The sequence below is a fragment of the Streptomyces sp. NPDC046465 genome (genome assembly GCF_040646035.1).
Lineage (GTDB): Bacteria > Actinomycetota > Actinomycetes > Streptomycetales > Streptomycetaceae > Streptomyces.
Genome location: NZ_JBEYZK010000038.1, coordinates 1 through 26,279, shown reverse-complemented (window position 1 = coordinate 26,279; position 26,279 = coordinate 1). Strand labels below are relative to the sequence as shown.

Below are 26,279 nucleotides of genomic sequence, written 5' to 3'. Positions count from 1 at the left end.
CCCCCGACCAATTCTCTACCGACCGGTAAGGCCTAGGGTCGAACCATGCGCCGAGCAAAAATCGTCTGCACCCTGGGACCCGCCACCGACTCCTACGACCAGATCAAGGCACTGGTCGAAGCCGGAATGGACGTCGCCCGCTTCAACCTCAGCCACGGCACCCACGCCGAGCACGAGGAGCGCTACCAGCGCGTGCGAAAGGCCTCCGACGAGACCGGCCGCAGCGTCGGGGTCCTCGCCGACCTTCAAGGCCCGAAGATCCGCCTCGGCCGCTTCCGCGAAGGACCCGTACTCCTTGAACGCGGCGACGAGTTCACCATCACCGTCGAAAACGGCGTAGAAGGCGACCGCCAACTCTGCGGCACCACCTACAGCGGCCTCGCCGACGACGTCGCCACCGGCGAACTCATCCTCGTCGACGACGGCAAAGTGACCCTCGAAGTCACCGCGGTCGAAGGCCCCCGCATCACCACCACCGTCATCGAAGGCGGCATGGTCTCCGACCACAAAGGCCTCAACCTCCCCGGCGTCGCCGTCTCCGTCCCCGCCCTCTCCGACAAGGACGAAGCAGACCTCCGCTGGGCGCTGCATACAGGATTCGACGTCATCGCCCTCTCCTTCGTACGCAGCGGACGCGACATCGAAGACGTCCACCGCATCATGGAAGAAGAAGGCCACCGCCTCCCCGTCATCGCCAAAGTCGAAAAGCCCCAGGCCGTCGACAACATCGAAGACATCGTCGCCGCCTTCGACGGCATCATGGTCGCCCGCGGCGACCTCGGCGTCGAAATGCCCCTCGAACAAGTCCCGATCGTCCAGAAGCGCGCCATCAAACTCGCCAAGCGCAACGCCAAGCCGGTCATCGTCGCCACCCAGATGCTCGACTCGATGATCGACAACTCCCGCCCCACCAGGGCCGAAGCGAGCGACGTCGCCAACGCGGTCATCGACGGCACGGACGCCGTGATGCTCTCCGGCGAGACCAGCGTCGGCAAGTACCCCATCGAGACGGTCAAAACGATGGGCCGCATCGTCGAAGCGGCAGAGGAAGACATCCTCGCCAAAGGCCTGCCCCCGCTCACCGAACGCAGCAAACCCCGCACCCAGGGCGGCGCCGTCGCCCGAGCCGCCGCCGAAATGGGCGACTTCCTCGGCGCCAAATTCCTCGTCGCCTTCACCCAGTCCGGCGACACGGTCCGCCGCCTCTCCCGCTACCGCTCACCCATCCCACTCCTCGCCTTCACCCCCGACAAGTCGACACGCTCCCAGCTCAATCTCACGTGGGGCGTCGAGACCCTCCTGGGCCCGCACGTCGACTCCACCGACGCGATGGTCGACCAGGTCGACGAGCTGCTCCTCAAGATCGGCCGCTGCGAGAAGGGCGACATCGTCGTCATCACGGCAGGCTCCCCACCCGGAGTCCCCGGCTCGACGAACCTCGTCCGCATCCACCACATCGGCGAGGACGACAGCCCGGAGTAGGGGTCGGGTCAGTATTTGGGGCCGATGTGGGCGTCCATGAGGGCGACGGAGGCTTTGCGGGCCACGGAGATGTTGAAGGGGTCACTGCCGCGGGCCAATACGGTCCACCCGACGCCGACCCCGGTCAAGGTCTCGGTAAAGAGCTTCCGAATGTCGTCGGACTTGTTGGTGAAGAAGTACCGCGGGTACTCGTACCGCTTGCGCTCACCGGCGACCATCCGGGTCGTCCAGTTGGTGATGCGGCAGCCGTCGGAGTGGATGAGTCCACGGATGAACCCCCACGGGTGGGCGTCGACGATCTCTTGCTGCCAAGGTTCGAGGGCGATCTTGCGGTTGTGCTTCTTGCCGGGGCCGTGCTGGGGGAACATGCACCAAAGGTGTTTCGAGTAGACCTTCACGCTCCGACAGCCGGTCCTGCGGACGCGACAGACCGAGTTGTCGGGGAACACCGCGCGCATCGCCTCTTCACAGAGGTCCATGAGCCCCGGCCATGCCTCGGCGCAGGCGATCATCAGGCTCGGGACGCGGTGGGCGGAGTACCGGATGATGTGTCCGTCGCCGAGATAGAGGCCCAGGAGGTACGAGTACGCGCCTTCGTCGAGCTCGCGGCCATCGCAGCGTGGACATTTCGGATCGTGTCCCCCGGGACATTCTCCGCGTTTGGCTCGGTCCATGTGCTTCCAGTAGCCGATGGTGCCGAGTGGCACGTTCAGCTCACGCGCGACCCAAGCGTTTTTCGCTCCGCCGCGCAGCAGCGTGAGCGCCTTCTGTCGCACCTCTGTGCCGTGGAAGTTCATACGGCCACTCTGTGCAACGGAACGTGGCTGCACGTAGCAAAAAGCGGAGATCCACGCGAATGTGGACCTCCGCTTTTCGGCGGTGCCGGGTGCGGGATTCGAACCCGCAAGCCCTCTCAGGCAGAGGTGTTTGAGACCTCCGTGTATACCGTTCCACCAACCCGGCCAGGCGCTGCCGGAAGTGTACCGGGTCACCGGCGACCATTGCAGCTAGGTACCCTGCTAGGGCAGCGCACCTGCCATGAACGAGGAGCCCCCCGTGACCGCCCCCGAGTCGCCCCAGCCCACCGACGCGTCCGACGACGACAAGTCGCACGTGCCTCCGCTGACGACCCGCGTCGTCATCGCCGAGGACGAGGCCCTGATCCGGCTCGACCTCAAAGAGATGCTCGAGGAAGAGGGCTACAGCGTCGTGGGTGAGGCCGGTGACGGTCAGACGGCCGTCGAGCTGGCCCGCGAGCACCAGCCGGACCTGGTGATCCTGGACGTGAAGATGCCCGTCATGGACGGCATCTCCGCGGCCGAGAAGATCGCCGAGGAGTCCATCGCCCCCGTACTGATGCTGACCGCGTTCTCGCAGCGCGACCTCGTCGAGCGCGCGCGGGACGCAGGCGCGATGGCGTACCTGGTGAAGCCCTTCAGCAAGACGGACGTCGTCCCGGCGATCGAGATGGCCGTCTCGCGCTTCACGGAGCTGAAGACGCTGGAGAAGGAGGTCGCCGACCTCTCGCAGCGTCTGGAGACGCGGAAGCTCGTGGACCGGGCGAAGTCGATTCTGCAGACGGAGTACGGCCTGACGGAGCCCGCCGCGTTCCGGTGGATCCAGAAGACGTCGATGGACCGGCGGTTGTCGATGCAGCAGGTCGCGGAGGCGGTCATCGAGGACGCCGAGGAGAAGAAGGCGTCCAAGGGCTAGCCCGGACCGGAGTGGACGTACGAGGAGGCCCGCACCCCCAGCCAGGGGTGCGGGCCTCCTCGTATGCGGGGGAGGGCAGGGGCTCAGTCCTCGCCCAGGTACGCCTTGCGTACGGACTCGTCGTGGAGGAGGTCGCCGCCCGTTCCGGAGAGGACGATCTTGCCGACTTCCATGACGTGGCCGTGGTCGGCGAGGGAGAGCGCCGCTTGGGCGTTCTGTTCGACGAGGAGGATCGTCGTGCCGTTCGCCTTGAGCTCGGCGATGGTCGCCATGATTTTCTGCATCATGATCGGGGAGAGGCCCATGGAGGGTTCGTCGAGCATGAGCAGTTTCGGCTGGGACATGAGGGCGCGGCCCATGGCGAGCATCTGCTGTTCGCCGCCCGACAGCGTGCCCGCGGCTTGCTTCTTTCGTTCGCCGAGGATCGGGAAGAGTTCGTAGACGCGCTTGATGTCCTTTTCGATGGCTGCTTTGTCGGAGCGGAGGTAGGCGCCGAGGCGGAGGTTGTTCTCGATGGTCATGCGGGGGAAGATGTGGCGGCCTTCGGGGGAGTGGGCGAGGCCTTGGGCGACGATTTGGTCGGCGCGGTATTTGCGGAGCGGTTTTCCGTTGAATTTGATGGAGCCGCCTACTGGTTTCAGCAGGCCTGAGAGCGTGCGGAGCGTCGTCGTCTTGCCCGCGCCGTTCGTGCCGATGAGGGTGACGACTTCTCCTGCGTCGACTTTGAAGCTGATGCCTTTGACGGCTTCGATTTTTCCGTAGGCGACGCGGAGGTCCTCGACCTCAAGGAGTGCGGTCATTTGTTGTTCTCCTCGAAGGGCTCGCCGAGGTAGGCGGCGATGACGCGGTCGTCCTGTTGCACGGTTTCGCTGGTGCCTTCGACGAGTTTTTCGCCTTGGACGAGGACGGCGACGCGGTCGCAGAGGTTGAAGATGAAGCGCATGTCGTGCTCGATGACGAGGACGGCGATTCCCATGTCCCGGATGGCGAAGACGAGTTCTTCGGTGGCGCGGGTTTCTTGGGGGTTCATGCCGGCGGTGGGTTCGTCGAGCAGGAGGAGGCCGGGTTCGCTGGCGAGGGCGCGGGCGATTTCCAGCTTGCGTTGTTCTCCGTAGGGGAGGTTGCGGGAGAGGTGTTCGGCTTTTGCGGCGAGGCCGACGAATTCGAGGAGTTCCATGGCGCGTGCTTTGGAGGCTGCTTCGGCCTTGTGGAATCCGGGTCCGCGCAGGAGTGCTGACCAGAGGCCTTCTTTGGTGCGGGTGTGGCGGCCGACGAGGACGTTTTCGAGGACCGTCATGTTGGCGAAGAGGCGGATGTTCTGGAACGTGCGGGCGATGCCTGCTGCGGTGACTTTGAAGGACTTGGAGGGCAGGACGGTGCCCTTGTAGCGGACTTCGCCTTCGGTGGGGATGTAGAGCCCGGTGAGGCAGTTGAAGAAGGTGGTTTTGCCTGCGCCGTTGGGGCCGATGAGTCCGACGATTTCGCCGCTGTTGACGGTGAGGTCGACGTTGCGTACGGCGGTGAGGCCGCCGAAGCGCATGGTGACGCCGCGGGCGTCGAGGACGGTCTGTCCTGCCGGGGTGGCGGGGGTGCGGTCCTCTTTGGTCATGTCGGTGGTCATGGTCAGACCCCTGTCTTGCTGAGGGCTGCGGGTGGCGGCGTCTCGCCGGGGCTGAGGTCGGCTTCGTGGAATTCGAGTTGGCGGCGGCGGTTGGGGATGAGGCCTTCGGGGCGGAAGCGCATGAGGAGTGCGAGGGCGAGTCCGAAGGCGAAGAGCTGGTAGTCGCCGAGGAATTGGAGTTTGTTGGGGATGAGGTAGAGCAGTGAGGCGCCGACGAGGGGTCCGCTGATGGTGCCCATGCCGCCGAGGACGACGGCGGCGAGCAGGAAGGCGGAGTTGGGTGGTACGGAGTTGGCGAATTGGTATTGCTCGGGGGTGACGGTGTAGGTGACGTGGGCTTGCACGGTGCCGGCGAGGCCTGCGAGTGAGGCGCCGAGGGCGAAGGCGGTGAGTTTGACGCGGAAGCCGTTGATGCCCATGGCGAGTGCCGCGGTTTCGTCTTCGCGGATGGCGACCCAGGCGCGTCCGATGCGGGAGTCTCCGCTGCGTCGGAAGACGAGGACGACGACGAGGGTGATGAGCAGCATCAGGAAGAAGTAGTTGGCGAAGCGGCCGATGGTCTGGCCGAGGATGCTGTGTTCCACGCCGAAGTCGAAGCCGAGGATTTCCAGGTTGGGGATGGAGGAGATGCCGTTGGACCCGTTGGTGATGTCGGGTCCTGAGGAGCCGTCGCTGTTGTTGGCGGCGAGGCGGAAGATCTCTCCGAAGCCGAGGGTGACGATGGCGAGGTAGTCGCCGCGGAGGCGGAGGGTGGGGGCGCCGATGAGGACGCCGAAGACGAGGGATGCGCCGGCGCCGACGAGGATGGCTCCCCAGAAGGGGAGGTGGATGTCGAAGGGGGAGGAGGGGGTTCCGGAGACCATGGATGCGGCGTAGGCGCCGACGCCGAGGAAGGCGACGTATCCGAGGTCGAGGAGTCCTGCGAGTCCGACGACGATGTTCAGGCCGAGGGCGACGGTGGCGAAGATGAGGATGTAGACGCCGATGGTGGCGTATTGGTCGTCGCTTTGTGTGAAGGGGAAGGCTGCGGCGGCGAGGAAGGCGCCGATGAGGGTGATGTTGCGGTGGCGTGCGGTGTAGGTGGAGATTTGTGCGACGAGTCCTGCTTTGGCGAGTGCGGCGAAGCCGAAGCCGACGGTGATGAGGAATCCGATGAAGAGTTCGTCGTATTCGGTGCCGATGCCGTAGGTGAAGACGAGCAGGCCGGTGGCGAGGGCCGTGATGATGATGAGGATTTCGAGGTATGAGTTGAGTTTGCGGGGCGGGGCGGGGGTGTCTGCGGCGAAGGCGCCCTTGATGATGATGCGGCCGTTGCGGGCGCGGTGTTTGTACTGTTCCCAGGTGCTGTCTTCGTCGTCGACCGGGTAGGTGTGCGGTCGTTGGAAGGGCAGGGCGAGGGCGCCGGTGAGGGCGGCGAGGGTGGCGATGGCGGCGATCCAGCCGCCGGGTTCGAGGTTGGCGAGGCCGCCGAGTTTTTTGCTGATGGCGTAGAGGGTGTACCAGGCGGTGGCGAAGGCGGCGACGGCGGCGTATTTGAGGGCGGCGTCGGCTCCGGCGGGGGCGAGGGCGCGGAGGCCTTTGGTGCCGTAGGAGGCGAGTCCGTAGAGGGTGGTGAGGGCGCCGGCGATGAGGACGAGCCATTGGAGTCCGCCGGGGTAGCCGTAGACGGTGAGGTCGCCGGGGAATGTGGCGGTCCAGGTCCAGGCGAGGAATGCGGAGATGACGGTGAGGATGCCGCCGCCGGTGGCGAGTGCGCGGGCGGGGCCGGCGGGGAGGGGGATGAGCCCGGTGTGGGGCTTGTCCTTGCCGGGGGTCTGCGGGCGGGGGCCGTCGGCCGGTGTGGTGTGTGTGGTCATGGTTGTCACGCCCTGTCCGCGACGCGCTCGCCGAGCAGGCCTTGGGGCCTGACGAGGAGGACGATGATGAGGAGTACGAACGCCCAGACGTCGGCCCAGGACTGGCCGCCGAGTTTGTCCATGCCGGGGACGTCGTTGATGTAGGCGGTGGCCATGGATTCGGCGAGGCCGAGGACGACGCCGCCGATCATGGCGCCGTAGATGTTGCCGATGCCGCCGAGTACGGCTGCGGTGAAGGCTTTGAGGCCGAGGATGAAGCCCATGCGGAAGTCGATCTGGCCGTATTTGAGGCCGCGGGCGACTGCTGCGATGCCGGCGAAGGCGGCGCCGATGGCGAAGGCGACGACGATGACGCGGTCGGTGTTGATCCCCATGAGTTTGGCGGTGTCGGGGTCTTGTGCGGTGGCTTGCATGCCGCGGCCGATGCGGGTCTTCATGACGAAGTAGCCGAGGGCGACCATGCAGATGGGTGCGGCGACGAGCAGGAAGATGTCGCCGGGTTGCATGGTGACGGAGCCGATGTGGATGGAGCCGCCGGGCAGTTCGGGGAAGGAGCGGGCGGATTTTGCTTCGGGGTACCAGGCCCAGACGGCTTGCTGGAGGGCGAGGGAGAGGCCGATGGCGGTGATGAGGGGGGCGAGGCGGGGTGCTTCGCGCAGGGGGCGGTAGGCGAAGCGTTCGGCTCCGACGGCGATGGTGGTGGAGACGAAGATGGCGCCTATGAGCATGAGGGGTGTGGCGGCCCACATGCTGGTGCCGTCGGGGAGCCAGAGCCAGACCGTGAGGGCACCGAATCCGCCGGTCATGAAGATCTCGCCGTGGGCGAAGTTGATGAGCTGGACGATGCCGTAGACCATTGTGTAGCCGATGGCGATCAGGCCGTACATGGATCCCAATAGCAGGCCGTTGACCAGCTGTTGCGGCAGTTCGTGCACCGCAGGTCCTCCGAGTCTTTCGATGTCGTACGACCGTTTCGCGGTGGCTCAGCGGCCTGCGCGCGGTCGCACGCTCCTGGTGACGGGTGCGACGGATGCGACGCCGCGCGGGGCGCTGGTGTGTGAGCGCCCCGCGCGGTCTGTCGTGGGCTGCGGGTCGTGCGTCAGTTGGATCCGGCGTAGGTGCCGGACTCGACGGGCTTCCAGCCGGTCTTGGGGTCGGTCGACTTGACCTGGTAGACGGTGAGCTGCTTGTTGGTCGCGTCGCCGTACTGGTCGAAGGAGACCTTGCCGGTGACGCCGTCGAAGGAGACGTCCTTCATGGCGTCGATGACCTTGGTGCGGGCGTCGTCGGGCAGTTTGCCGTCGTTGTCGTCGACGATCTTCTTGACGGCTTCGATGATGGCCCAGGCGCTGTCGTAGGAGTAGCCGCCGTAGGCTTCGTAGGCTTCCTTGAAGCCGGCCTTCTTGTAGTTGGCGATGAATTCCTTGGCGGAGGGGAGTTCTTCGACGGGCTGGCCGACGGAGGTGGCGTAGTCGCCGATGCCCTGTTTGCCGGAGAGCTTGATGAAGTCGGCGCTGTAGATGCCGTCGCCGCCGACGAGGGGGGCTTTGGAGCCGGCCTGCTTCATCTGCTTGCTGAGGGGTCCGGCCTGGGGGTATTCGCCGCCGTAGTAGACGAGGTCCGCGTCGGAATTGCGGATCTTGGTGGCGACGGCGCCGAAGTCCTTGGTGTCGGGGTTGATGTGTTCGGTGCCGACGACTTTGCCGCCGAGCTTGGTGAACTCGTCCTTGAAGGTGGCGGCGAGTCCGGCGCCGTAGGTCTTCTTGTCGTCGACGACGAAGACCTTCTTCTTCTTGGCCTTGTTGTACAGGTACTGGGCGGCGAAGGGCCCTTGGATCGCGTCGGTGGTGGCCGTGCGGAAGTAGGACTTGTAGGGTCGCGCCTTCTTGCCGCCGTTCCAGTCCGGGCCCTGGGTGAGGGCGGGGTTGGTGTTGGCGGGGGAGACCTGGATGAGTTTGGCGTCGTCGAAGACCTTCTGCATGGATTCGGCGACGGAGGAGTTCAGGGGGCCGACGGCTCCGAGGACGCTCTTGTCGGCGACGAACTTGGTGGCGTTCGTCTGGCCGGACGAGGGCTGGCCCTGGTCGTCGAGGGCCTGGATCTTGAACGTGACTCCGTCGACGTACTTCTTCTCGTTGGCCTGTTTGGTGGCGAGGTCGACGGAGTTGCGGATGCCGAGGCCCAGTGCGGAGAGTTCACCGGTCAGTGGCGCGTCGACGCCGATGACCACGGTGGTGCCGCCCCCACCGGCCTCGTTTCCGTCGTCCTTGTCGTCGCGCGAGCCACAGGCGGTGAGGGTGAGAGCCCCCGCGGTGAGTGCAGCGGTGATGGCTATGAGCGAACGTTGACGCACGATCAGTCCTTTCCCCTGGCACGGCTGTCCCTTGTTGGGATGCCGAGTCGAGCGCGGAACCGAACTGACAGGAATCCGGTGGGCGCGGTGACTGGCCGTGACTCTAAGGGCGGCTTTGTTCCTGGTGGAGTGGTCGGACCAAGGCTGTGACGCTCTTGTTATGCCACGGAGTATTCCGGGCTGGAACGCGGGGGGCGGTTGAGGCTGAATATGGCCTTGTTCGGTGGATCTCGGTGGATCCGCATGCTGAGAATCTCCGGCGGAACTTCCAGGACTGTAAAGTCCTTTTACTCATGACAGTGGTGTTCGTGGGCATGCGGCGTCGAGAGCCCCGGAAAGATCATTCGCGTATTCCGGACCCAGGATGTAACTCTGCCTCTCGTTTGCGCGCACATTACGCAGAGTCACCTCCAGAAAAGGGAGGCTGGCATTCCGGGGCACTTCTCCGCATTCGCGAATGTGCATCGTAATGATCAACTTCCGGGGTGATCCCGATTTAACCGTGAAAGGGGCGGGAGGGGAGGTGCTGACCGAAAGGGCCGCTGACGGCTGGGAGACCCGCCGGACGGTCGCCGCCGGACCCGACTCCTGCGCGAACGTGACGCTGAAGGTGAAGTTCCGGTCCCCGGCCCGTGGATGCGACATGCCGCCCGCGTACGTCACCGCCACGCTCTGCGACGGCCAGGGCGGGGGCGGCGCGGGCGGCGGTTCCGGACGGGTCAGATAGAGGGTGAGTCCGGCGGCGCCCGCGAGCGCGGCCGCGCAGGCGGCGAGCGTCGTACGGCGGTGGCGCAGCCGGTGCGGCGCGGTGCGGGCCACCGGGTGCGGCAGGGCCCGCTCGTGGTCGTAGGTGTCCTCGCCCGGCTCGACCGGTCCGATGGCGTTCACACCCACGGCCCGCCGCTCGGACCGCCGTGCCGATAGCGTTCGGCGCACTTCGCCCGCGCCTGGCGGGCGATCAACTCCCGCCCTGCGGCGTCTGTTTCCCGTCTGCGTTCGGTGCGTGCGGCGTCCAGGATGTCGCGCAGGATCATGTACTGCCCGTTGGAGAGACCCATCGACTGGTAGTCGCCGTAGCCCGTGTCGCCCGAGTCGTAGATCTGCCGCGCCCACTTGGTGATGACCGTGGCGCAGAGGCGGGCGGGCGGTGTGGTCCCTGCGGAGGGGTGCGAGGTGTGCGGGGTACGGAGGGTGGCGTCGGGACCGTCGTCGGAGCCGGAGCCGGAGCCGGAGCTTCCGCATCCGGCGGTGAGGGCGGCGGTGAGGGCGAGCGCACAGAGCGATATCCGGTGCCTCATGTGGAGACGCTAGTGCGGAGCGGCCGCTCCGACAATGAGCTGGGCGGGCCTTACGGGCCGCGCGCCCCCGCTTCCGCCCCTGCCCCCGCCCCCGCGCGGGCGGGGGCGGTCCGTCTGCCGGGCGTCAGCCTGCCGAGGCGACCGAGCCCGTCTCGGGGGTCGCGTCGCGCAGCATGCAGGTCAGTCGGGCGCTGCAGACGCGCTTGCCCTGCTCGTCGCTGATCACGATCTCGTACGTCGCCGTCGAGCGGCCCCGGTGCACGGGCGTCGCCACGCCGGTGACCAGGCCGGAGCGGGCGCCGCGGTGGTGCGTGCAGTTCAGGTCGACGCCGACGGCGAGTTTGTGGGCGCCGCCGTGCAGCATCGCGCCGACCGAGCCGAGGGTCTCGGCGAGGACCGCGGACGCCCCGCCGTGCAGGAGTCCGTACGGCTGGGTGTTGCCTTCGACGGGCATCGTGCCGACGACGCGGTCCGCCGAGGCCTCCAGGACCTGTACGCCCATGCGGGTGCCGAGGTGCCCCGCCGAGAACAGGGAGGGCAGGTCGACACCGAGCGCGGCGTACTCGTCGATGACCTCTGGCGGGAACTTCACGCTGTGCTGCTCACCCATGGGCCCGGCTCCGTTCGTTCGTCGTCGTCAGCTGTCGCTGAGCGAACGCTCAGTCGAGCGCCGATTGTTCCAGGCGTACGACGACGGACTTGCTGGCAGGGGTGTTGCTGGTGTCCGCGGTGGCGTCCAGCGGCACCAGGACGTTGGTCTCGGGGTAGTAGGCGGCCGCGCAGCCGCGGGCCGTCGGGTAGTGCACGATCCGGAAGCCGGGCGCGCGGCGCTCGATCCCGTCCTGCCATTCGCTGACGAGGTCGGCGTACGTGCCTTCGGCGAGGCCGAGGTCGGCCGCGTCCTGGGGGTTGACGAGGACGACGCGGCGGCCGTTCTTGATGCCGCGGTAGCGGTCGTCGAGGCCGTAGATGGTGGTGTTGTACTGGTCGTGGGAGCGCAGGGTCTGCAACAGCAGGCGCCCTTGCGGGAGCTTCGGGTACTCGATGGGGGAGGCCGTGAAGTTGGCCTTGCCGGTGGCGGTGGGGAAGCGGCGCTCGTCGCGGGGCGCGTGGGGCAGCGCGAAGCCGCCGGGGTGCGCCGCCACCTTCGTATTGAAGTCCTCGAAGCCGGGGATCACGCGTGCGATGCGGTCGCGCACGGTGGCGTAGTCCTTCTCGAACTCCTCCCAGGGCGTGTGCGAGGCGCTGCCCAGGACGCGGCGCGCCAGGCGGCACACGATGGCGGGCTCGGACAGGAGGTGCTTGCCCGCGGGTTCCAGGCGTCCGCGTGAGGCGTGCACCATGCCCATGGAGTCCTCGACGGTCACGAACTGCTCGCCGCTGCCCTGGAGGTCCCGCTCGGTGCGGCCCAGGGTCGGCAGGATGAGGGCGCGCGCGCCGGTGACGGCGTGCGAGCGGTTCAGCTTCGTCGACACGTGCACGGTGAGGCGTGCTTTGCGCATCGCCGCTTCGGTGACTTCTGTGTCGGGGGAGGCGGCTACGAAGTTGCCGCCCATCGCGAAGAACACCTTCGCCTCGCCGTCGCGCAGGGCCCGGATGGCGCGGACGACGTCCAGGCCGTGGTGGCGGGGCGGCGCGAAGCCGAACTCTTTCTCCAGGGCGTCGAGGAAGGCGGGCGCGGGGCGTTCGAAGATGCCCATGGTGCGGTCGCCCTGCACGTTCGAGTGGCCGCGCACGGGGCAGACGCCCGCTCCGGGGCGGCCGATGTTGCCGCGCAGCAGGAGGAAGTTGACGACTTCGCGGATGGTGGGCACGGCGTGCTTGTGCTGGGTGAGCCCCATCGCCCAGCACACGACGGTGCGCTTCGAGGCGAGGATCATGCGCAGTGCTTCCTCGATGCGGTCGCGCTCCAGGCCCGTGGCGGTGAGGGTGTCGTCCCAGTCGGCGGCGCGTGCGGCGTCGGCGAACTCTTCGTAGCCGTGGGTGTGTTCGCGGACGAACTCCTTGTCGACGGCTCCCTCCGTCTCCAGGATGAGCTTGTTGAGGAGGCGGAAGAGGGCCTGGTCGCCGCCGAGGCGGATCTGTAGGAAGAGGTCGGTGAGGGCGGTGCCCTTGAGCATGCCCTGGGGGGTCTGCGGGTTCTTGAAGCGCTCCAGGCCGGCTTCGGGCAGCGGGTTGACCGTGATGATCTTCGCGCCGTTGTTCTTGGCCTTCTCCAGGGCGGAGAGCATGCGCGGGTGGTTCGTGCCCGGGTTCTGCCCGGCGACGATGATCAGGTCCGACTTGTAGAGGTCCTCCAGGAGGACGCTGCCCTTGCCGATGCCGATGGTCTCGGTGAGTGCGGAGCCCGATGACTCGTGGCACATGTTCGAGCAGTCGGGGAGGTTGTTCGTGCCGAGCTCGCGGGCGAACAGCTGGTACAGGAACGCCGCTTCGTTGCTGGTGCGGCCCGAGGTGTAGAAGACGGACTCGTCGGGGGAGTCCAGTGCCGCGATCTCCTCGGCGACGATGTCGAAGGCCCGCTCCCAGGAGACGGGTTCGTACCGCTCGCCGCCCTCCGGCAGGTACATGGGGTGGGTGAGGCGGCCCTGCTGTCCCAGCCAGTAGCCGCTGCGGGTGGCGAGGTCCGCGACCGGGTGGGCGGTGAAGAAGTCGGGTGTGACGCGCCGCAGCGTGGCCTCTTCGGCGACGGCCTTCGCGCCGTTCTCGCAGAACTCCGCCTTGTGCCGGTGGTCCGGCTCGGGCCAGGCGCAGCCGGGGCAGTCGAAGCCGTCCTTCTGATTGACGCGCAGCAGGGTCAGCGCGGTGCGCCGCACGCCCATCTGCTGCTGTGCCATCCGCAGGGTGTGACCGATGGCGGGCAGGCCTGCGGCGGCGTGCTGCGCCTCGGCGACCTGCGGTGCGTCCTGGACCGGATCGCCCTTGGGCGGCTTGCTTGCCATGGTCGGCTCCCCTTCGAGGACCTGCGTGAGCTGCGGCTCCCACCTGCGTGAGCCATGTCTCCGATCCTCCCACGCGACGGTGACAATGCCGGGCTCAGGGGCGGCACGGGGCCGGACTGTCAGTGGGGCGTGGCAGGATCGGGGACGTGGCAGAAACAGCATCGAAGAAGAAGTCCGAGACCGCGGCGACGAAGGCCCACAAGGCGGGCGGTGAGCAGCGCCCGCGCCTGCTCCTCATGGACGGGCACTCCCTGGCGTACCGGGCGTTCTTCGCGCTGCCCGCGGAGAATTTCACGACCGCGACGGGCCAGCCGACGAACGCGATCTACGGCTTCGCGTCGATGCTGGCGAACACGCTGCGCGACGAGGCGCCCACGCACTTCGCGGTGGCGTTCGACGTCTCGCGCAAGACGTGGCGTTCGGAGGAGTTCTCGGAGTACAAGGCGAACCGCTCCAAGACCCCGGACGAGTTCAAGGGTCAGGTCGAGCTGATCGGCGAGGTGCTCGACGCGATGCACGCGGTGCGTTTCGCGGTCGACGGCTTCGAGGCGGACGACGTCATCGCCACCCTGGCCACACAGGCGGAGGCGGCCGGTTTCGATGTGCTGATCGTCACGGGTGACCGTGACTCCTTCCAGCTGATCACCGACCATGTGACGGTGCTGTATCCCACGAAGGGCGTCTCGGAGCTGACGCGCTTCACCCCGGCGAAGGTCGAGGAGAAGTACGGCCTCACGCCCAGCCAGTACCCGGACTTCGCGGCGCTGCGCGGCGACCCGTCGGACAACCTTCCGGGCATTCCTGGCGTCGGCGAGAAGACCGCCGCGAAGTGGATCAACCAGTTCGGTTCGTTCGCCGATCTCGTCGAGCGCGCTGAGGAGGTCAAGGGCAAGGCCGGGCAGAACTTCCGCGACCACTTGGACGCGGTCAAGCTCAACCGCCGCCTCACCGAGATGGTCCGCGACGTCGAACTGCCCAAGACGGTCGCCGACTTGGAGCGCGCTCCGTATGACCGTACGGCGCTCGCGATGGTCCTGGACACCCTGGAGATCCGCAACCCCTCGCTGCGGGAGCGGCTTCTCGCCGTCGACCCGGGCGCGGAGGAGGTCGAGCAGGCCCCCGCCGAGCCGGGCGTGGAGCTGGACGGCACGGTGCTCGGCGCGGGCGAGCTGGCCCCGTGGCTGGCCGAGCACGGCAGGGCGGTCCTCGGCCTTGCCACGGTCGACACCTGGGCGCTCGGGACGGGCACGGTCACCGAGATCGCGCTGGCCGCGGCGGGCGGGGCGGCGGCATGGTTCGACCCGTCGACCCTGGACGAGGCCGATGAGAACGCCTTCGCGGCGTGGATCGGCGACCCCACCAAGCCCAAGGTCCTGCACAACGCCAAGGGCGCGATGCGGGTCTTCCCCGAGCAGGGGTGGAGCGTGGACGGCGTCACCATGGACACGGCGCTCGCCGCGTATCTGGTGAAGCCGGGCCGCCGCTCCTTCGCCCTCGACGCGCTCTCCCTGGAGTATCTGGGCCGTGAGCTGGCGCCCGCCTCCGCCGCCGAGGGGCAGCTCGCCTTCGGTACGGAGGAGGACGACCGGGCCGAGGCCGACTTCCTGATGTCGCAGGCCCGCACCATCCTCGACCTGGGTACGGCCTTCGGCGAGAAGCTGACGGAGGTCCGCGCGAGCGATCTGCTCGCCGACATCGAGCTGCCGACGTCCACGCTCCTGGCCCGCCTGGAGCGGCACGGCATCGCGGCGGACCGCGCCCACCTGGAGGCCATGGAGCAGCAGTTCGCGGGCGCGGTGCAGCAGGCAGTGAAGGAGGCGCACGCCGCGGCGGGCCACGAGTTCAACCTCGGCTCGCCCAAGCAGCTCCAGGAAGTCCTCTTCGGCGAGCTGAACCTCCCCAAGACGAAGAAGACGAAGACCGGTTACACCACGGACGCCGACGCGTTGGCCTGGCTCGCGGCCCAGACCGAGAACGAACTGCCGGTCATCATGCTCCGCCACCGCGAGCAGGCGAAGCTGCGCGTCACCGTCGAGGGCCTGATCAAGGCGATCGCCGCGGACGGCCGCATCCACACCACCTTCAACCAGACGGTGGCGGCGACGGGCCGGCTCTCCTCCACGGAGCCGAACCTGCAGAACATCCCCGTCCGTACGGACGAGGGCCGCGCGATCCGCCGCGGCTTCGTGGTCGGCGAGGGCTTCGAGTCCCTCATGACCGCGGACTACAGCCAGATCGAACTGCGCGTGATGGCCCACCTCTCCGAGGACGAGGGCCTCCTGGAGGCGTTCTCGTCCGGCGAGGACCTGCACACGACGGTCGCCTCGCAGGTGTTCGGCGTCGACGGTTCGGCGGTCGACGCGGAGATGCGCCGCAAGATCAAGGCCATGTCGTACGGCCTTGCGTACGGTCTGTCCGCGTTCGGTCTCTCCCAGCAGCTGAACATCGACGCGGGCGAGGCCCGTGCCCTGATGGACACGTACTTCGAGCGGTTCGGCGGTGTACGGGACTATCTGCGCCGCGCCGTCGACGAGGCCCGCGCGACGGGGTACACGGAGACGATGCTCGGCCGCCGTCGCTACCTCCCCGACCTCAACAGCGACAACCGTCAGCGTCGCGAGATGGCCGAGCGGATGGCCCTGAACGCGCCGATCCAGGGCACGGCCGCGGACATCGTCAAGATCGCCATGCTGAACGTGCACGGTGCGCTCACCGCGGCGAAGCTCGACTCGCGCATGCTGCTGCAGGTCCACGACGAAATCGTCCTGGAGATCGCTCCTGGTGAGCGGGCGAAGGTGGAGGAGCTGGTCCGCAGGGAGATGGCGGGGGCGGCGGATCTGCGGGCGCCGTTGGATGTTTCGGTGGGGGTGGGGGCGGACTGGGAATCCGCAGCGCACTAGCCCTCCCGGGCGGGGGAGCGGGCCTTACCCGCCCCCTCCGGGGGCGGCCCTTGGGGGGGCTCGGGCTCCCGTCCCTGCGGGCCGGCTGTGGCTGTCGCGCAGACCCCCGCGCCCCTTGGGGGTGCTCCGGCTCCTTGTCCCTGCGGGCCGGCTGTGGCTGGTCGCGCAGTTCCCCGCGCCCCTGGTGGGGGGGGCTTCGGCTCCTGTGCCTGCGGGTTGGTTGTGGCTGGTCGCGCAGTTCCCCGCGCCCCTGGTGGGGGGGCTTCGGCTCCTGTGCCTGCGGGTTGGTTGTGGCTGGTCGCGCAGTTTCCCGCGCCCCTGGGGGCAGGCCGCGGCCCCACCTCGACCGCCCCGCGCAGCGGAACCGCCCCGCGCAGCGGAGTCATCCCGCTCAAGCCCAGCGCAGCGGCGCCGCGGGGCCTCACTCGCGTGGCCCCCGGTGGGGCGCACCCGGTGCTGGGCGGGGGACAGGATGTGGGTATGGGTTCTTACCTGCGTAAAAGCCGTTCGGCGCTCGCTGCGGCGTTGACCACGGCTCTTCTTGCTCCTATACCGGCGGTCGCCGCCGAAGCCGGCCAGCGGCAGGGCGCAGCGCTCTGCAGGGCGGGTCGTGACCGTGTTTTCGCCGCTCGGATGTCCAGGGACATCCGGGCGGCGTTGTCGTCCCGGCGGGGAACCGTCTCCGTGGCCGTGCGCGACAGCCGTACCGGGCTGGTCTGTGACCTCGCGAGCCGACGGCGTTACGACTCGGCCAGTGTCGTCAAGGTCCTGGCGATGGAGGCCGCGCTGCGGCGCGCGCAGGAGTGGGGGCGGGGTCTCACCGACTGGGAGCGCCGCAAGATCCGCCCGATGATCACCGTGTCGGACAACAGCGCGACCGTGCGGCTCTGGAGCGACCTCGGCCAGGTCTGTCTCGCCCGGTTCCTGCGCCGCGTCGGGACCACCGCCACCACCCTGGGTTCGTACGGCCGTTGGGGGCTGACCCGCACGACGGCGGCCGATCAGCTGCGGTTGCTGGATGTGCTCACGGGGGCCCGCCGCGTCCTCGGGCCCGGCTCGCGCGCGTACGGGCTGCGGCAGCTGGCCGATGTGCGGCGCGATCAGCGCTGGGGCGTGCCCGCGGGTGTGCCGCGCGGTGTCCGGGCGCATCTCAAGAACGGTTGGCTGCCCCGGTCCACGCACGGCTGGCGGGTGCACAGCGTGGGCGCGTTCACCGGTGAGGGGCGCACCTACCGGATCGTCGTCCTTTCGCACGACAACCCTTCGATGGCGTACGGAGTGCGTACCATCGAGCGCATCGCGCAGGCCGTGCACCGGGGCCTCAACAAGGGCCGCTCCCTCAGCCAGGGTTTCACCCCGGAGAGCGAGATCAGCGAGGTTCCGGACGGTTCGGCTCCGGCGGAGGGCGAGGGCGGGGAGCCCAGCGCGGAACCCGCCGCGTAACAGACTTGTCGCGACGACAAGGCCAACTGGTAAAAACCGGGCACGAACGGGTGTCTGGGCGCCCGAAGTTGTCGTAGTGTCGCCTGAGTCGACTCACTGGAATGTGCGGGCGTACGACAACAAGCGTGTACGCGGGGGTTCGCGTGCACGGAGGTGGGGGCGGCGGGCAACGGCCGCCACAAGGGGAGGGGTGGCTCGGTCATGGCGCCGGTATTCGGCAGGCGGCTGCGCAGAGGAACGATGACCGCAGCGGTGGCCGCGGCGGCAGTGGCGGCTCTCGCCGCGTCGCAGGCTCCGGGCGTGACGGACGTGCCGGGCGGCAAGGAAGCGGCGGCGGGCGCCGCGGACACCGCGGAGACGCCCGACGGCTCCGCGACGGGTGACTCCCCGTACTACACCGACCTGCCTCCGCTGCAGAGCCCCGTCCCGCCGAAGACCAGCGGCCACGAAGCGGGTCTGCCGGCCACCGTCCTCGACGCGTACAAGAAGGCCGAGTCCGCGCTCAACGCCGACAGGCCCGGCTGCAACCTGCCCTGGCAGCTGCTCGCCGCCATCGGCAAGGTCGAGTCGGGCCAGGCCCGCGGTGGCCGCGTCGACGCGGACGGCACCACGCTCAAGCCGATCCTGGGCCCGGTCCTGAACGGCAACGGCTTCGCGAAGATCACCGACACCGACAAGGGCGCGTACGACGGGGACACGACGCACGACCGTGCGGTCGGCCCCATGCAGTTCATCCCGTCGACGTGGGCCACCTCGGGCCGGGACGGCAACGGCGACGGCAAGAAGGACCCCAACAACATCTACGACGCGGCGCTCGCCGCCGGGTACTACCTCTGCGCGAACGACCGCGATCTGTCCGTCGAGGACGACCTGCACCAGGCGATCCTGAGCTACAACCGCTCTACGGAGTACCTGAACACGGTCCTGTCGTGGCTGGAGTTCTACCGCAAGGGCACCCACGAGATCCCGGACGGTTCGGGCACACTGCCCGACGACCGCAGCGACACCCGGTACCCGGGCCCGAAGGTGCCGGTCTCCCCGACGCCGAGGCCCAAGCCGAACCCGAACCCCGGCAAGGGCGGGTCGGGCGGGCAGGAGTCCGGCCACCGCGGCGGCACCAGCAACCCGAAGCCGCCGACCGGAGGCGGCCACCACACCCCCGACCCGAAGCCGGCCGAGGTCGACGCGCTGGCGAACGCCGGGACGGGCGACCTCGTGGCGAAGACGGGCGACGCCTTCGCCGAGCGCGTCGCGGTGCGTGCGCTCTCCGAGGAGGGTGACTTCGTGCCGAAGGCCAAGGTGAAGTTCCGCGTCGTCGGCGACACTGACACCCGCTTCGAGGGCGGTGCGAGGAGCGTCGTCGTCACCACCGGTGCCTCCGGCAAGGCCACCGCCCCCGAGCTCGAAGCGGGCGAGAAGGCGGGCGAGTTCACGGTGCGGGCCACGGTCGTGGGCCACCGCTCGGTGACCGGAGTCGACTTCGACGCGGAGGTCACCGCGCGCCTTGCCGACGCGGTCGCCAGGACCGGTGACAAGCCGCTGGTCTGCGAGCCGGGCAAGGAGTTCGCCGACCGGGTCGAGGTCAAGGCGACGTACCGGGGCAAGGCGGCCGACGGAGTCGGGGCCACCGCCACGATGATCAAGTCGGTGGTGGACGCGACCGCCAACGACAAGGGCCCCTACTTCAAGGACGCGGACGGCAAGCCGGTCCGCACCCTCACGGGCCTCAAGACGGACGCGAACGGGCGGCTGAAGCTCCCGAAGATGTACGCGGACGACGCGGCGGGCACGTACCTGCTGCGCATCGTCACGGACGGCGGTGCCACCCTCATCGTCGAACTGAAGGTGGCCGCCGCCGAGCCCGACGCGACGCCGTCGCCGACGGATTCCCCGAGTGCTTCCCCGACCGACTCTCCCAGCGCTTCCCCGAGCGGGACGCCGAGCAGGACGCCGAGCGCCTGACCGTACGGCCGCACGGCCGCCGCGAGTCCTTCCGACCGCCCCTCCGCCCAGTACGGCGGAGGGGCGGTCCGTTGTTGTGCAACGTGTTCTCATCTCGCTCGTCCGTTGCTACGGTGCCCGCCCTGACGACCTATCAGTTCCGGCCGCACGCCGAATCGGGAGGCCCCGCATGCGCGCCCTCATCGCCGCCGCCACCGGCCTCGCCGTCGCGCTCGCCCTGGTCCTGACCATCACGGCGATCGGCGCCCCACCGGGCGAGACATCCCCCGAGCCGCTCCTCACCACTGTCCCCAAGCATCCATAGACGTCACCCATAGACGTCACCCACAGACGTCACCCATAGACGTTGGGAGGCCGCCGCGATGCGCCGCAAGGCCAGCCTCGTCCTGCTCGCCGTCGCCGTGTTCTGCACGGCCATGTCCCCGCTCATGCGCTGGTACGCCTTCCCGCGGCTCGCGAAGATCCCGCCGAGCCAGTACCAGGAGGCGGTCCTTGAGGCGGACGACCCGATCCTCATCGACTACGGCACCATGAAGGCCAAGAAGATCGACAAGGTCACCATCGTGCAGACCCTCAAGGGCAACGTGGAGGCTTCGGAGAAGATCGAGAAGAGCGCGGACCGCGACGTCGTGGTCTGGGACGCCCTCTCCTACGTCCAGGACGACAAGGGCAAGATGGTCTCCAAGATCCCCGAGCGCTACATCTTCGACGCGCACAGCCAGGAACCGGTGCACGCCACCGGCGAGGCGGTCGACGGCGACCCGGTCAAGCGCGAGGGCATCGAGTTCAAGTGGCCCTTCCTCACCGAGAAGCGGGACTACGAGTACTTCGACGCGCAGGCCCGCATCACCCGGCCCATCCACTACAAGGGCACCCAGGACTTCCGCGGCCTGAAGGTCTACTACTTCGAGCAGACCATCCCCTGGACCAAGGTCCCCTTCCCCAAGACGATGCCGGTCGAGGGCGTCACCGCGGAGTCCCTCGCCGAGACCGGAACGACCCGCTGGTACACCACCGTCCGCAAATTCTGGGTCGACCCGACCACCGGAGCACCCGTCTACGGAGAGGAGATCCAGAAGAACGAACTGCGCGGCGGCACCCTCCTGGGCGGCCGCGACAAGGTCACGGTCTTCGCCGGGCACGTGAAGATGCGCGAGGACTACATCAAGGACACCGTCGACCTGGTCAAGTCCCAGCGCGTCCTGGTCCTCCTGCTCACCTCGTACCTCCCCTGGGGCTTCCTCGCCCTGGGCATCCTCCTGCTGGCCCTCGCCCTCTGGCTTGAGGCCCGCAGCCGCAGGCCGGGCGACCCCGCCCCGGCCGCGGAGAGCGACCCCGAACCGGAGCCCGTCAACGCCTAGGCCCCCGTGCCCCGCCCCGCCTGCCGCGCCTTCGTGTACCGGGTCGGCTCGGCCGTCGCGGGGTCCTCGGGCCACGGGTGCTTGGGGTAGCGGCCGCGCAGGTCGGCGCGGACCGCGCGGTAGCCGGTCCGCCAGAAGGAGGCGAGGTCGGCGGTGACGGCGGCAGGGCGGCCCGCGGGTGACAGGAGATGCACGACCACCGGCACGGCGCCGCCCGCGATCGCCGGAGTCTCGGCGAGCCCGAACATCTCCTGCAATTTGACGGCGAGCACCGGCTGTCCGGGGTCGGAGTAGTCGATCCGGATCCTGGAGCCGCTCGGCACCTCCAGGCGCTCCGGGGCGAGCTCGTCGAGACGGGCGGCCTCACCCGTCGCCCACGGCAGCAGCCGGGCCAGAGCCTGCCCGGCGTCGATCCTCGCCAGGTCGGCCCGGCGCCGGGCCCGGGAGAGCTCGGGCTCCAGCCACTCGTCCACGCGCGCGTGGAGGGCGTCCTCGGACACGTCGGGCCAGGGCGCGCCGAGGTGCCGGTGCAGGAACGCGAGCCGTTCCCGCAGTTCCCGCGCGCCCCGGGACCACTTCAGGAGTCCCGTCCCCTCCTCCCGCAGCCCGATAAGGAGCGCATCGCGCACCAGCCCGGCATCGGGGTCCTTCAACGGGCGCACCGCGAGCTCCACGGCGCCAAGACGCTCCACGTGCCGCGCCACGAGCTCGCCGCCGCCCCAGGCCACCTCGTCGCCCTCGGAGTGCAGCGGGGCCGCGGCGTCCCGTGCGACGTCCTCGTCGATGTGCCCGGCGAGCAGCACGCGCGCGTGCCCCGCGCCCACCGGCCGGTCGGCCACCGCCACGGCGATCCACCGGACCCCGGAGAGCGCGGACCCCTGGCGCACCTCGGCCCGGGTCCCGCCCGCCATCAGGTACGCGCCGTCGCCCACGCTCCGTGCCACCCGCTCGGGGAAGGCCAGTGCGGCCACGAGACCTGCGACGTACTCGTCGCTGCCGCCGCCCGCGTCGGAGGGGCCGCCGGGCGTCGCCGAGGCGAGGCGTCTGGCCTCGGTCCGCCACCGCGCCGCGTAGGAGTCCCCGCCCCGCCGCGCCGTCCGCCAGGCGCCCGCGAGGTCGTCGCCGTACTCGCGGGGCGGCTCCTCGCTCAGCAGGGCCACCGCCTCCGCCGCCCGCCGGGTGCCGACGCGGGGCGCCGCGTCCAGAAGGGCCCGGGCCAGGCGCGGGTGCAGACCGACCCGGGACATCCGCGTCCCGCGCTCCGTCGCCCGGCCCGTGCCCGCCTCCACCGCCCCGACCGCCGTGAGGACCTCCCGGGCCGCCGCGAGCGCGCCGCCCGGCGGGGGATCGAGGAGCGCGAGCCCAGTGGCGTCGGGATCGCCCCAGCACGCCGTCTGCAGGGCGAACGCGGCGAGGTCGGCGACCTTGATCTCCGGCGTGGGAAAGCGCGGCAGACGCCCGTCCTCCGCCTCCGCCCAGCACCGGTACACGGCCCCCGGCGCCTCACGCCCGGCCCGGCCCGCCCGCTGCCGGCCGGCCGCCTGCGAGGCCCGCACGGTCGTCAGTGCGCTCAGCCCGCGGGCGTGGTCCACCCGTGGCTCCCGTGCGAGGCCCGAGTCCACGACGGCCCGCACGCCGGGCACCGTCAGGGACGACTCGGCCACGGACGTGGCGAGCACCACCCGTCGGCCGTCCGACCCGGCGAGCACCGCGTCCTGCACCGCCGCGGGCGCCCGCCCGTGCACCTGCAGCACCTCCACGTCACCGAGCCCCGTCAACTGCCCGGCCACCCGGGCGATCTCGCCGACCCCGGGAAGGAAGCACAGGACGTCTCCGGCCCGTTCGGCCAGCGCCCGCCGGATCACCGAGGCCACGTGGGCAAGCAGCGCGGGGTCCACCCGCATGCCGTGCGGTGGCCGCACCGCGCGCGCGGGCGGCGCCCACACGACCTCTACGGGGTGCGCGATTCCCTGGGCCTCCACCACGGGCGCGCCCCCGAGGATCCGCGCCCAGCCCTCCGCGTCGGTCGTCGCGGACGCCGCCACGAGCCGCAGCTCGGGCCGCAGCGCCGCCCGTACGTCCACCAGGAACGCGGCCACGGTGTCCGCGTCCAGGTGCCGTTCGTGGCACTCGTCGAGGATGACGACGTCGACGCCGGCCAGCTCCTGGTCCCGCTGGAGCCGCTGGAGCAGGACACCCGTCGTGACGACCTCCACGCGCGTGCGTGGCCCCACCACCCGTTCCCCGCGCACCGTGTAGCCGACGCTGTCGCCCACCTTCTCGCCGAGCAGCCACGCCATCCGCCGGGCGGCGGCCCGTGCGGCGATGCGGCGCGGCTCGGCGACGACCACGCGCCGTACACCGTCGTAGGCGCCGTCGTCGGCCTTGTGGAGGAGGCCCGCGAGGGCCAGCGGCACCAGTGTCGTCTTGCCGGTCCCGGGCGGGGCGCACAGCACGGCGCTGCCCGGCCCCTCCAGGGCGGACCGGAGGGCGGGCAGCGCGTCGCGTACGGGCAGGTCGAGGGCGTCGTTACGGAGACCGGTCACCTGCTCAGTCTCGTACGCACACGTAGATGGCCGTCCCCGGGATCAGGTTTCCGCGCAGCGGGGACCAGCCGCCCCACTCCTGGGTGTTCCAGGCGGGCCACTCCGGCTCCACGATGTCGACGAGCCGGAAGCCGCCCGCCACGATGTCGCGCACCCGGTCGCCGATCGTCCTGTGGTGCTCCACATATACGGCGTTGCCCTGCTCGTCCTGCTCCACATAAGGAGTGCGGTCGAAATAGGAGGCCGCTACGGAGAGGCCCTCCGGACCCGGCTCGTCCGGGAACGCCCAGCGGACGGGGTGCGTCGCGGAGAAGACGAACCGGCCGCCGGGCCGCAGCACGCGCCGCACCTCCTTGAGGACGAGGACGGGGTCGGCGACGAAGGGCATCACGCCGTAGGCGGAGCAGACGAGATCGAAGGCGCCGTCCTTGAAGGGCAGCACTCCCGCGTCGGCCTGCACCAGGGGGACGTCCCCGCCGATCCGCAGCGCGTGCTGGAGCTGGCGGTGGGAGAGGTCGAGCGCCACGGGCCGCGCGCCCTGCGCGAGGAGCCAGCGCGAGCACTGCGCGGCACCGGCGCCGATCTCCAGGACGTCCTTGTCCTTCAGCTCCTCGGGCGGGCCGAGGAGCTCCGCCTCCACTTCGTCGAGCCCCTCGGGACCCCACACGAAGCGGTCGTCCCCGAGGAACGTGCCATGCTCGATCTGGTACTCGTCGGCGTTCCGGTCCCACCAGCCGCGGTTGGCGCGGCTGCTCTCCGTCACGTCGGCGTCACGCCTGGTGGCTTCGGACTCGGGCAGCTCGGACTCTTGGATGATCGGCTCCATCGTCGTAATTTTCCGTGTCTTCCTTCGGACGTCGTCGCGAAGGGGGCGTGATGCGGCCCGTGTGGCCTCATGCGACAGGTTTTCTGCCGGGTATGCGGCGATCCGCCCCGGGTGTGCGCCTTCGCGCATTGACCCTGTCCGACAGCCCCCGTATGCTACAAGTTGCGCTGCGAGCCTGCGCTCCTCAGACGTAGCAGGCTGCGCTCGTGTCTGTCGTATGTCCCCTCGGTTGTCGAGGCGCCTTCCGCTTGTCGGAAGTCGCGCTTCCTAGGCTGTCCGGCTTCTTCAGATCGAAATCGGCTCCCGGCGTTGCAGTACCTACGACTTCAATGTCCGTACCGGAGCCCTAACCCACATGACGAGCAGCACCGAGACCACCGCCACCACTCCGCAGGTAGCGGTCAACGACATCGGTAACGAGGAAGCCTTCCTCGCCGCGATCGACGAGACGATCAAGTACTTCAACGACGGCGACATCGTCGACGGCGTCATCGTGAAGGTCGACCGGGACGAGGTCCTGCTCGACATCGGTTACAAGACCGAAGGCGTCATCCCGAGCCGCGAGCTCTCCATCAAGCACGACGTCGACCCGAACGAGGTCGTCGCGGTTGGTGACGAGATCGAGGCCCTGGTTCTCCAGAAGGAGGACAAGGAAGGCCGTCTGATCCTGTCCAAGAAGCGCGCTCAGTACGAGCGTGCCTGGGGCACGATCGAGAAGATCAAGGAAGAAGACGGCATCGTCACCGGTACCGTCATCGAGGTCGTCAAGGGTGGACTCATCCTCGACATCGGCCTCCGTGGCTTCCTTCCGGCTTCCCTCGTCGAGATGCGCCGCGTCCGCGACCTCCAGCCCTACGTGGGCAAGGAGCTCGAGGCCAAGATCATCGAGCTGGACAAGAACCGCAACAACGTGGTCCTGTCCCGCCGTGCCTGGCTCGAGCAGACCCAGTCCGAGGTTCGCCAGACGTTCCTCACGACCCTGCAGAAGGGCCAGGTCCGCTCCGGCGTCGTTTCCTCGATCGTCAACTTCGGTGCGTTCGTGGACCTCGGCGGCGTCGACGGTCTCGTGCACGTCTCCGAGCTCTCCTGGAAGCACATCGACCACCCCTCCGAGGTTGTCGAGGTCGGCCAGGAAGTCACCGTCGAGGTTCTCGACGTGGACATGGACCGCGAGCGCGTGTCCCTGTCGCTCAAGGCGACGCAGGAAGACCCGTGGCAGCAGTTCGCCCGTACGCACCAGATCGGGCAGGTCGTTCCCGGTAAGGTCACGAAGCTCGTTCCGTTCGGTGCGTTCGTGCGCGTCGACGAGGGCATCGAGGGCCTGGTCCACATCTCCGAGCTGGCCGAGCGCCACGTGGAGATCCCGGAGCAGGTCGTCCAGGTCAACGACGAGATCTTCGTCAAGGTCATCGACATCGACCTCGAGCGTCGTCGCATCAGCCTCTCGCTGAAGCAGGCCAACGAGGCCTTCGGCGCCGACCCGTCGGTCGTCGAGTTCGACCCGACCCTGTACGGCATGGCCGCGTCGTACGACGACCAGGGCAACTACATCTACCCCGAGGGCTTCGACCCCGAGACCAACGACTGGCTCGAGGGCTTCGAGTCGCAGCGTGAGGTCTGGGAGACCCAGTACGCCGAGGCGCAGACGCGCTTCGAGCAGCACCAGGCTCAGGTCATCAAGTCCCGCGAGGCAGACGCCCAGGCCGAGGCCGAGGGTGCGGCGGCTCCGGCCGGCGCCGCTCCGGCCGCGTCCAGCGGTGGCGGCGGCGGCGGTTCGTACTCCTCGGAGTCGGACGACAACTCCGGCGCCCTTGCTTCGGACGAGGCGCTCGCCGCGCTTCGCGAGAAGCTTGCGGGTGGCCAGAGCTGAGGCTCGCCCCTAGGCGGTAACTGAACAAGGTCGCGGGCCCCCGCCCGGCGACCCGTCCCTCGCCGATCCCGCGCCCGGCCCCGACTTCGTCACCCCGGTCGACCAC

General features: G+C 69.2%; 20 protein-coding genes and 1 tRNA gene. 9 read left to right on the top strand and 12 right to left on the bottom strand.

The window, feature by feature from the left end; all coding sequences use genetic code 11:
• Nucleotides 1-45: 45 nt before the first annotated feature.
• Nucleotides 46-1,482: a pyruvate kinase gene (gene pyk / locus ABZ953_RS36815; RefSeq protein WP_361733424.1), complete on the top strand. Its 1,437-nt coding sequence runs from the start codon at nucleotides 46-48 to the stop codon at nucleotides 1,480-1,482.
• A gap of 8 nt (nucleotides 1,483-1,490) precedes the next feature.
• Here pyk and ABZ953_RS36810 read toward each other — a convergent pair whose 3' ends face one another.
• Both ABZ953_RS36810 and ABZ953_RS36805 read right to left on the bottom strand, forming a co-directional pair.
• Nucleotides 1,491-2,279, bottom strand: a complete 789-nt coding sequence (locus tag ABZ953_RS36810; RefSeq protein ID WP_361733422.1) for a helix-turn-helix domain-containing protein — start codon at nucleotides 2,277-2,279, stop codon at nucleotides 1,491-1,493.
• Nucleotides 2,280-2,362: 83 nt separating this feature from the next.
• Nucleotides 2,363-2,445 (bottom strand) — tRNA-Leu (locus ABZ953_RS36805).
• 93 nt (nucleotides 2,446-2,538) lie between these two features.
• Here ABZ953_RS36805 and ABZ953_RS36800 point away from each other — a divergent pair.
• A complete protein-coding gene (locus ABZ953_RS36800; protein ID WP_361733420.1) occupies nucleotides 2,539-3,195 on the top strand; it encodes a response regulator in 657 nt (218 codons plus the stop codon).
• Nucleotides 3,196-3,278: 83 nt separating this feature from the next.
• On the opposite strand, the gene ABZ953_RS36795 is transcribed toward ABZ953_RS36800, so the two are convergent.
• From ABZ953_RS36795 to ABZ953_RS36775, 5 genes are all read right to left on the bottom strand, one after another.
• Nucleotides 3,279-3,995 carry an ABC transporter ATP-binding protein gene (locus ABZ953_RS36795; protein ID WP_361733419.1) on the bottom strand — a complete coding sequence of 239 codons (717 nt, stop codon included), beginning with the start codon at nucleotides 3,993-3,995 and terminating at the stop codon, nucleotides 3,279-3,281.
• A complete protein-coding gene (locus ABZ953_RS36790) occupies nucleotides 3,992-4,816 on the bottom strand; it encodes an ABC transporter ATP-binding protein (protein WP_361733417.1) in 825 nt (274 codons plus the stop codon). Before ABZ953_RS36790 ends, ABZ953_RS36795 begins: the two co-directional genes overlap by 4 nt.
• Before the next feature lie 2 nt (nucleotides 4,817-4,818).
• Nucleotides 4,819-6,672: a branched-chain amino acid ABC transporter permease gene (locus tag ABZ953_RS36785; protein ID WP_361733415.1), complete on the bottom strand. Its 1,854-nt coding sequence runs from the start codon at nucleotides 6,670-6,672 to the stop codon at nucleotides 4,819-4,821.
• A 5-nt stretch (nucleotides 6,673-6,677) separates the two neighbouring features.
• A complete protein-coding gene (locus tag ABZ953_RS36780) occupies nucleotides 6,678-7,607 on the bottom strand; it encodes a branched-chain amino acid ABC transporter permease (RefSeq protein ID WP_361733413.1) in 930 nt (309 codons plus the stop codon).
• A 164-nt stretch (nucleotides 7,608-7,771) separates the two neighbouring features.
• Nucleotides 7,772-9,025 (bottom strand): branched-chain amino acid ABC transporter substrate-binding protein, encoded by a 1,254-nt coding sequence (locus ABZ953_RS36775; protein ID WP_361733411.1) that lies wholly within the window; start codon nucleotides 9,023-9,025, stop codon nucleotides 7,772-7,774.
• Between the two features lie 523 nt (nucleotides 9,026-9,548).
• Here ABZ953_RS36775 and ABZ953_RS36770 point away from each other — a divergent pair.
• On the top strand, nucleotides 9,549-9,752 hold the full coding sequence (locus ABZ953_RS36770) for a hypothetical protein (RefSeq protein ID WP_361733409.1): 204 nt from the start codon (nucleotides 9,549-9,551) through the stop codon (nucleotides 9,750-9,752).
• 157 nt (nucleotides 9,753-9,909) lie between these two features.
• Here ABZ953_RS36770 and ABZ953_RS36765 read toward each other — a convergent pair whose 3' ends face one another.
• The 3 genes from ABZ953_RS36765 to ABZ953_RS36755 form a co-directional block, all read right to left on the bottom strand.
• Nucleotides 9,910-10,323 (bottom strand): hypothetical protein, encoded by a 414-nt coding sequence (locus ABZ953_RS36765; protein WP_361733407.1) that lies wholly within the window; start codon nucleotides 10,321-10,323, stop codon nucleotides 9,910-9,912.
• A gap of 124 nt (nucleotides 10,324-10,447) precedes the next feature.
• Nucleotides 10,448-10,933 carry a hotdog fold thioesterase gene (locus ABZ953_RS36760; RefSeq protein WP_361733406.1) on the bottom strand — a complete coding sequence of 162 codons (486 nt, stop codon included), beginning with the start codon at nucleotides 10,931-10,933 and terminating at the stop codon, nucleotides 10,448-10,450.
• A gap of 49 nt (nucleotides 10,934-10,982) precedes the next feature.
• Nucleotides 10,983-13,265: an FdhF/YdeP family oxidoreductase gene (locus ABZ953_RS36755; RefSeq protein ID WP_361733404.1), complete on the bottom strand. Its 2,283-nt coding sequence runs from the start codon at nucleotides 13,263-13,265 to the stop codon at nucleotides 10,983-10,985.
• A 236-nt stretch (nucleotides 13,266-13,501) separates the two neighbouring features.
• On the opposite strand from ABZ953_RS36755, the gene polA reads away from it, so the two are divergent.
• The 5 genes from polA (at nucleotide 13,502) to ABZ953_RS36730 (ending at nucleotide 20,931) form a co-directional block, all read left to right on the top strand.
• Nucleotides 13,502-16,165 carry a DNA polymerase I gene (gene polA / locus ABZ953_RS36750; protein WP_361733457.1) on the top strand — a complete coding sequence of 888 codons (2,664 nt, stop codon included), beginning with the start codon at nucleotides 13,502-13,504 and terminating at the stop codon, nucleotides 16,163-16,165.
• 633 nt (nucleotides 16,166-16,798) lie between these two features.
• The gene (locus tag ABZ953_RS36745) at nucleotides 16,799-17,608 is read left to right on the top strand and encodes a serine hydrolase (protein WP_361733402.1); all 810 of its coding nucleotides are present in this window, start codon (nucleotides 16,799-16,801) and stop codon (nucleotides 17,606-17,608) included.
• 201 nt (nucleotides 17,609-17,809) lie between these two features.
• Nucleotides 17,810-19,570 (top strand): lytic murein transglycosylase, encoded by a 1,761-nt coding sequence (locus ABZ953_RS36740; RefSeq protein ID WP_361733400.1) that lies wholly within the window; start codon nucleotides 17,810-17,812, stop codon nucleotides 19,568-19,570.
• Between the two features lie 169 nt (nucleotides 19,571-19,739).
• Nucleotides 19,740-19,874 carry an SPW_0924 family protein gene (locus ABZ953_RS36735; RefSeq protein WP_016639761.1) on the top strand — a complete coding sequence of 45 codons (135 nt, stop codon included), beginning with the start codon at nucleotides 19,740-19,742 and terminating at the stop codon, nucleotides 19,872-19,874.
• Nucleotides 19,875-19,932: 58 nt separating this feature from the next.
• Nucleotides 19,933-20,931: a DUF3068 domain-containing protein gene (locus tag ABZ953_RS36730; RefSeq protein ID WP_361733398.1), complete on the top strand. Its 999-nt coding sequence runs from the start codon at nucleotides 19,933-19,935 to the stop codon at nucleotides 20,929-20,931.
• Here ABZ953_RS36730 and hrpB read toward each other — a convergent pair.
• Nucleotides 20,928-23,477, bottom strand: coding sequence for an ATP-dependent helicase HrpB (gene hrpB, locus ABZ953_RS36725; RefSeq protein ID WP_361733396.1), 2,550 nt, complete (start codon nucleotides 23,475-23,477; stop codon nucleotides 20,928-20,930). The genes ABZ953_RS36730 and hrpB overlap by 4 nt on opposite strands.
• Nucleotides 23,478-23,481: 4 nt before the next feature.
• Nucleotides 23,482-24,303 carry a class I SAM-dependent methyltransferase gene (locus ABZ953_RS36720; RefSeq protein WP_361733394.1) on the bottom strand — a complete coding sequence of 274 codons (822 nt, stop codon included), beginning with the start codon at nucleotides 24,301-24,303 and terminating at the stop codon, nucleotides 23,482-23,484.
• A gap of 355 nt (nucleotides 24,304-24,658) precedes the next feature.
• Here ABZ953_RS36720 and rpsA point away from each other — a divergent pair, with 355 nt between their 5' ends.
• Entirely contained in the window at nucleotides 24,659-26,173 is a 1,515-nt protein-coding gene (gene rpsA, locus ABZ953_RS36715; protein WP_355817755.1) for a 30S ribosomal protein S1, read from the top strand.
• The last annotated feature ends 106 nt before the right edge of the window (nucleotides 26,174-26,279 follow it).

Bases quoted from the DNA above. Each gene is read 5' to 3' on its own strand.
- ABZ953_RS36745 (WP_361733402.1), top strand. From the start codon at position 16,799: ATGTCCAGGGACATCCGGGCGGCGTTGTCGTCCCGGCGGGGAACCGTC.
- ABZ953_RS36790 (WP_361733417.1), bottom strand. From the start codon at position 4,816: ATGACCACCGACATGACCAAAGAGGACCGCACCCCCGCCACCCCGGCA.
- pyk (WP_361733424.1), top strand. From the start codon at position 46: ATGCGCCGAGCAAAAATCGTCTGCACCCTGGGACCCGCCACCGACTCC.
- ABZ953_RS36760 (WP_361733406.1), bottom strand. From the start codon at position 10,933: ATGGGTGAGCAGCACAGCGTGAAGTTCCCGCCAGAGGTCATCGACGAG.
- ABZ953_RS36730 (WP_361733398.1), top strand. From the start codon at position 19,933: ATGCGCCGCAAGGCCAGCCTCGTCCTGCTCGCCGTCGCCGTGTTCTGC.
- ABZ953_RS36795 (WP_361733419.1), bottom strand. From the start codon at position 3,995: ATGACCGCACTCCTTGAGGTCGAGGACCTCCGCGTCGCCTACGGAAAA.
- ABZ953_RS36740 (WP_361733400.1), top strand. From the start codon at position 17,810: ATGGCGCCGGTATTCGGCAGGCGGCTGCGCAGAGGAACGATGACCGCA.
- ABZ953_RS36755 (WP_361733404.1), bottom strand. From the start codon at position 13,265: ATGGCAAGCAAGCCGCCCAAGGGCGATCCGGTCCAGGACGCACCGCAG.
- ABZ953_RS36785 (WP_361733415.1), bottom strand. From the start codon at position 6,672: ATGACCACACACACCACACCGGCCGACGGCCCCCGCCCGCAGACCCCC.
- rpsA (WP_355817755.1), top strand. From the start codon at position 24,659: ATGACGAGCAGCACCGAGACCACCGCCACCACTCCGCAGGTAGCGGTC.
- ABZ953_RS36765 (WP_361733407.1), bottom strand. From the start codon at position 10,323: ATGAGGCACCGGATATCGCTCTGTGCGCTCGCCCTCACCGCCGCCCTC.
- ABZ953_RS36810 (WP_361733422.1), bottom strand. From the start codon at position 2,279: ATGAACTTCCACGGCACAGAGGTGCGACAGAAGGCGCTCACGCTGCTG.
- ABZ953_RS36735 (WP_016639761.1), top strand. From the start codon at position 19,740: ATGCGCGCCCTCATCGCCGCCGCCACCGGCCTCGCCGTCGCGCTCGCC.
- polA (WP_361733457.1), top strand. From the start codon at position 13,502: ATGGACGGGCACTCCCTGGCGTACCGGGCGTTCTTCGCGCTGCCCGCG.
- ABZ953_RS36720 (WP_361733394.1), bottom strand. From the start codon at position 24,303: ATGGAGCCGATCATCCAAGAGTCCGAGCTGCCCGAGTCCGAAGCCACC.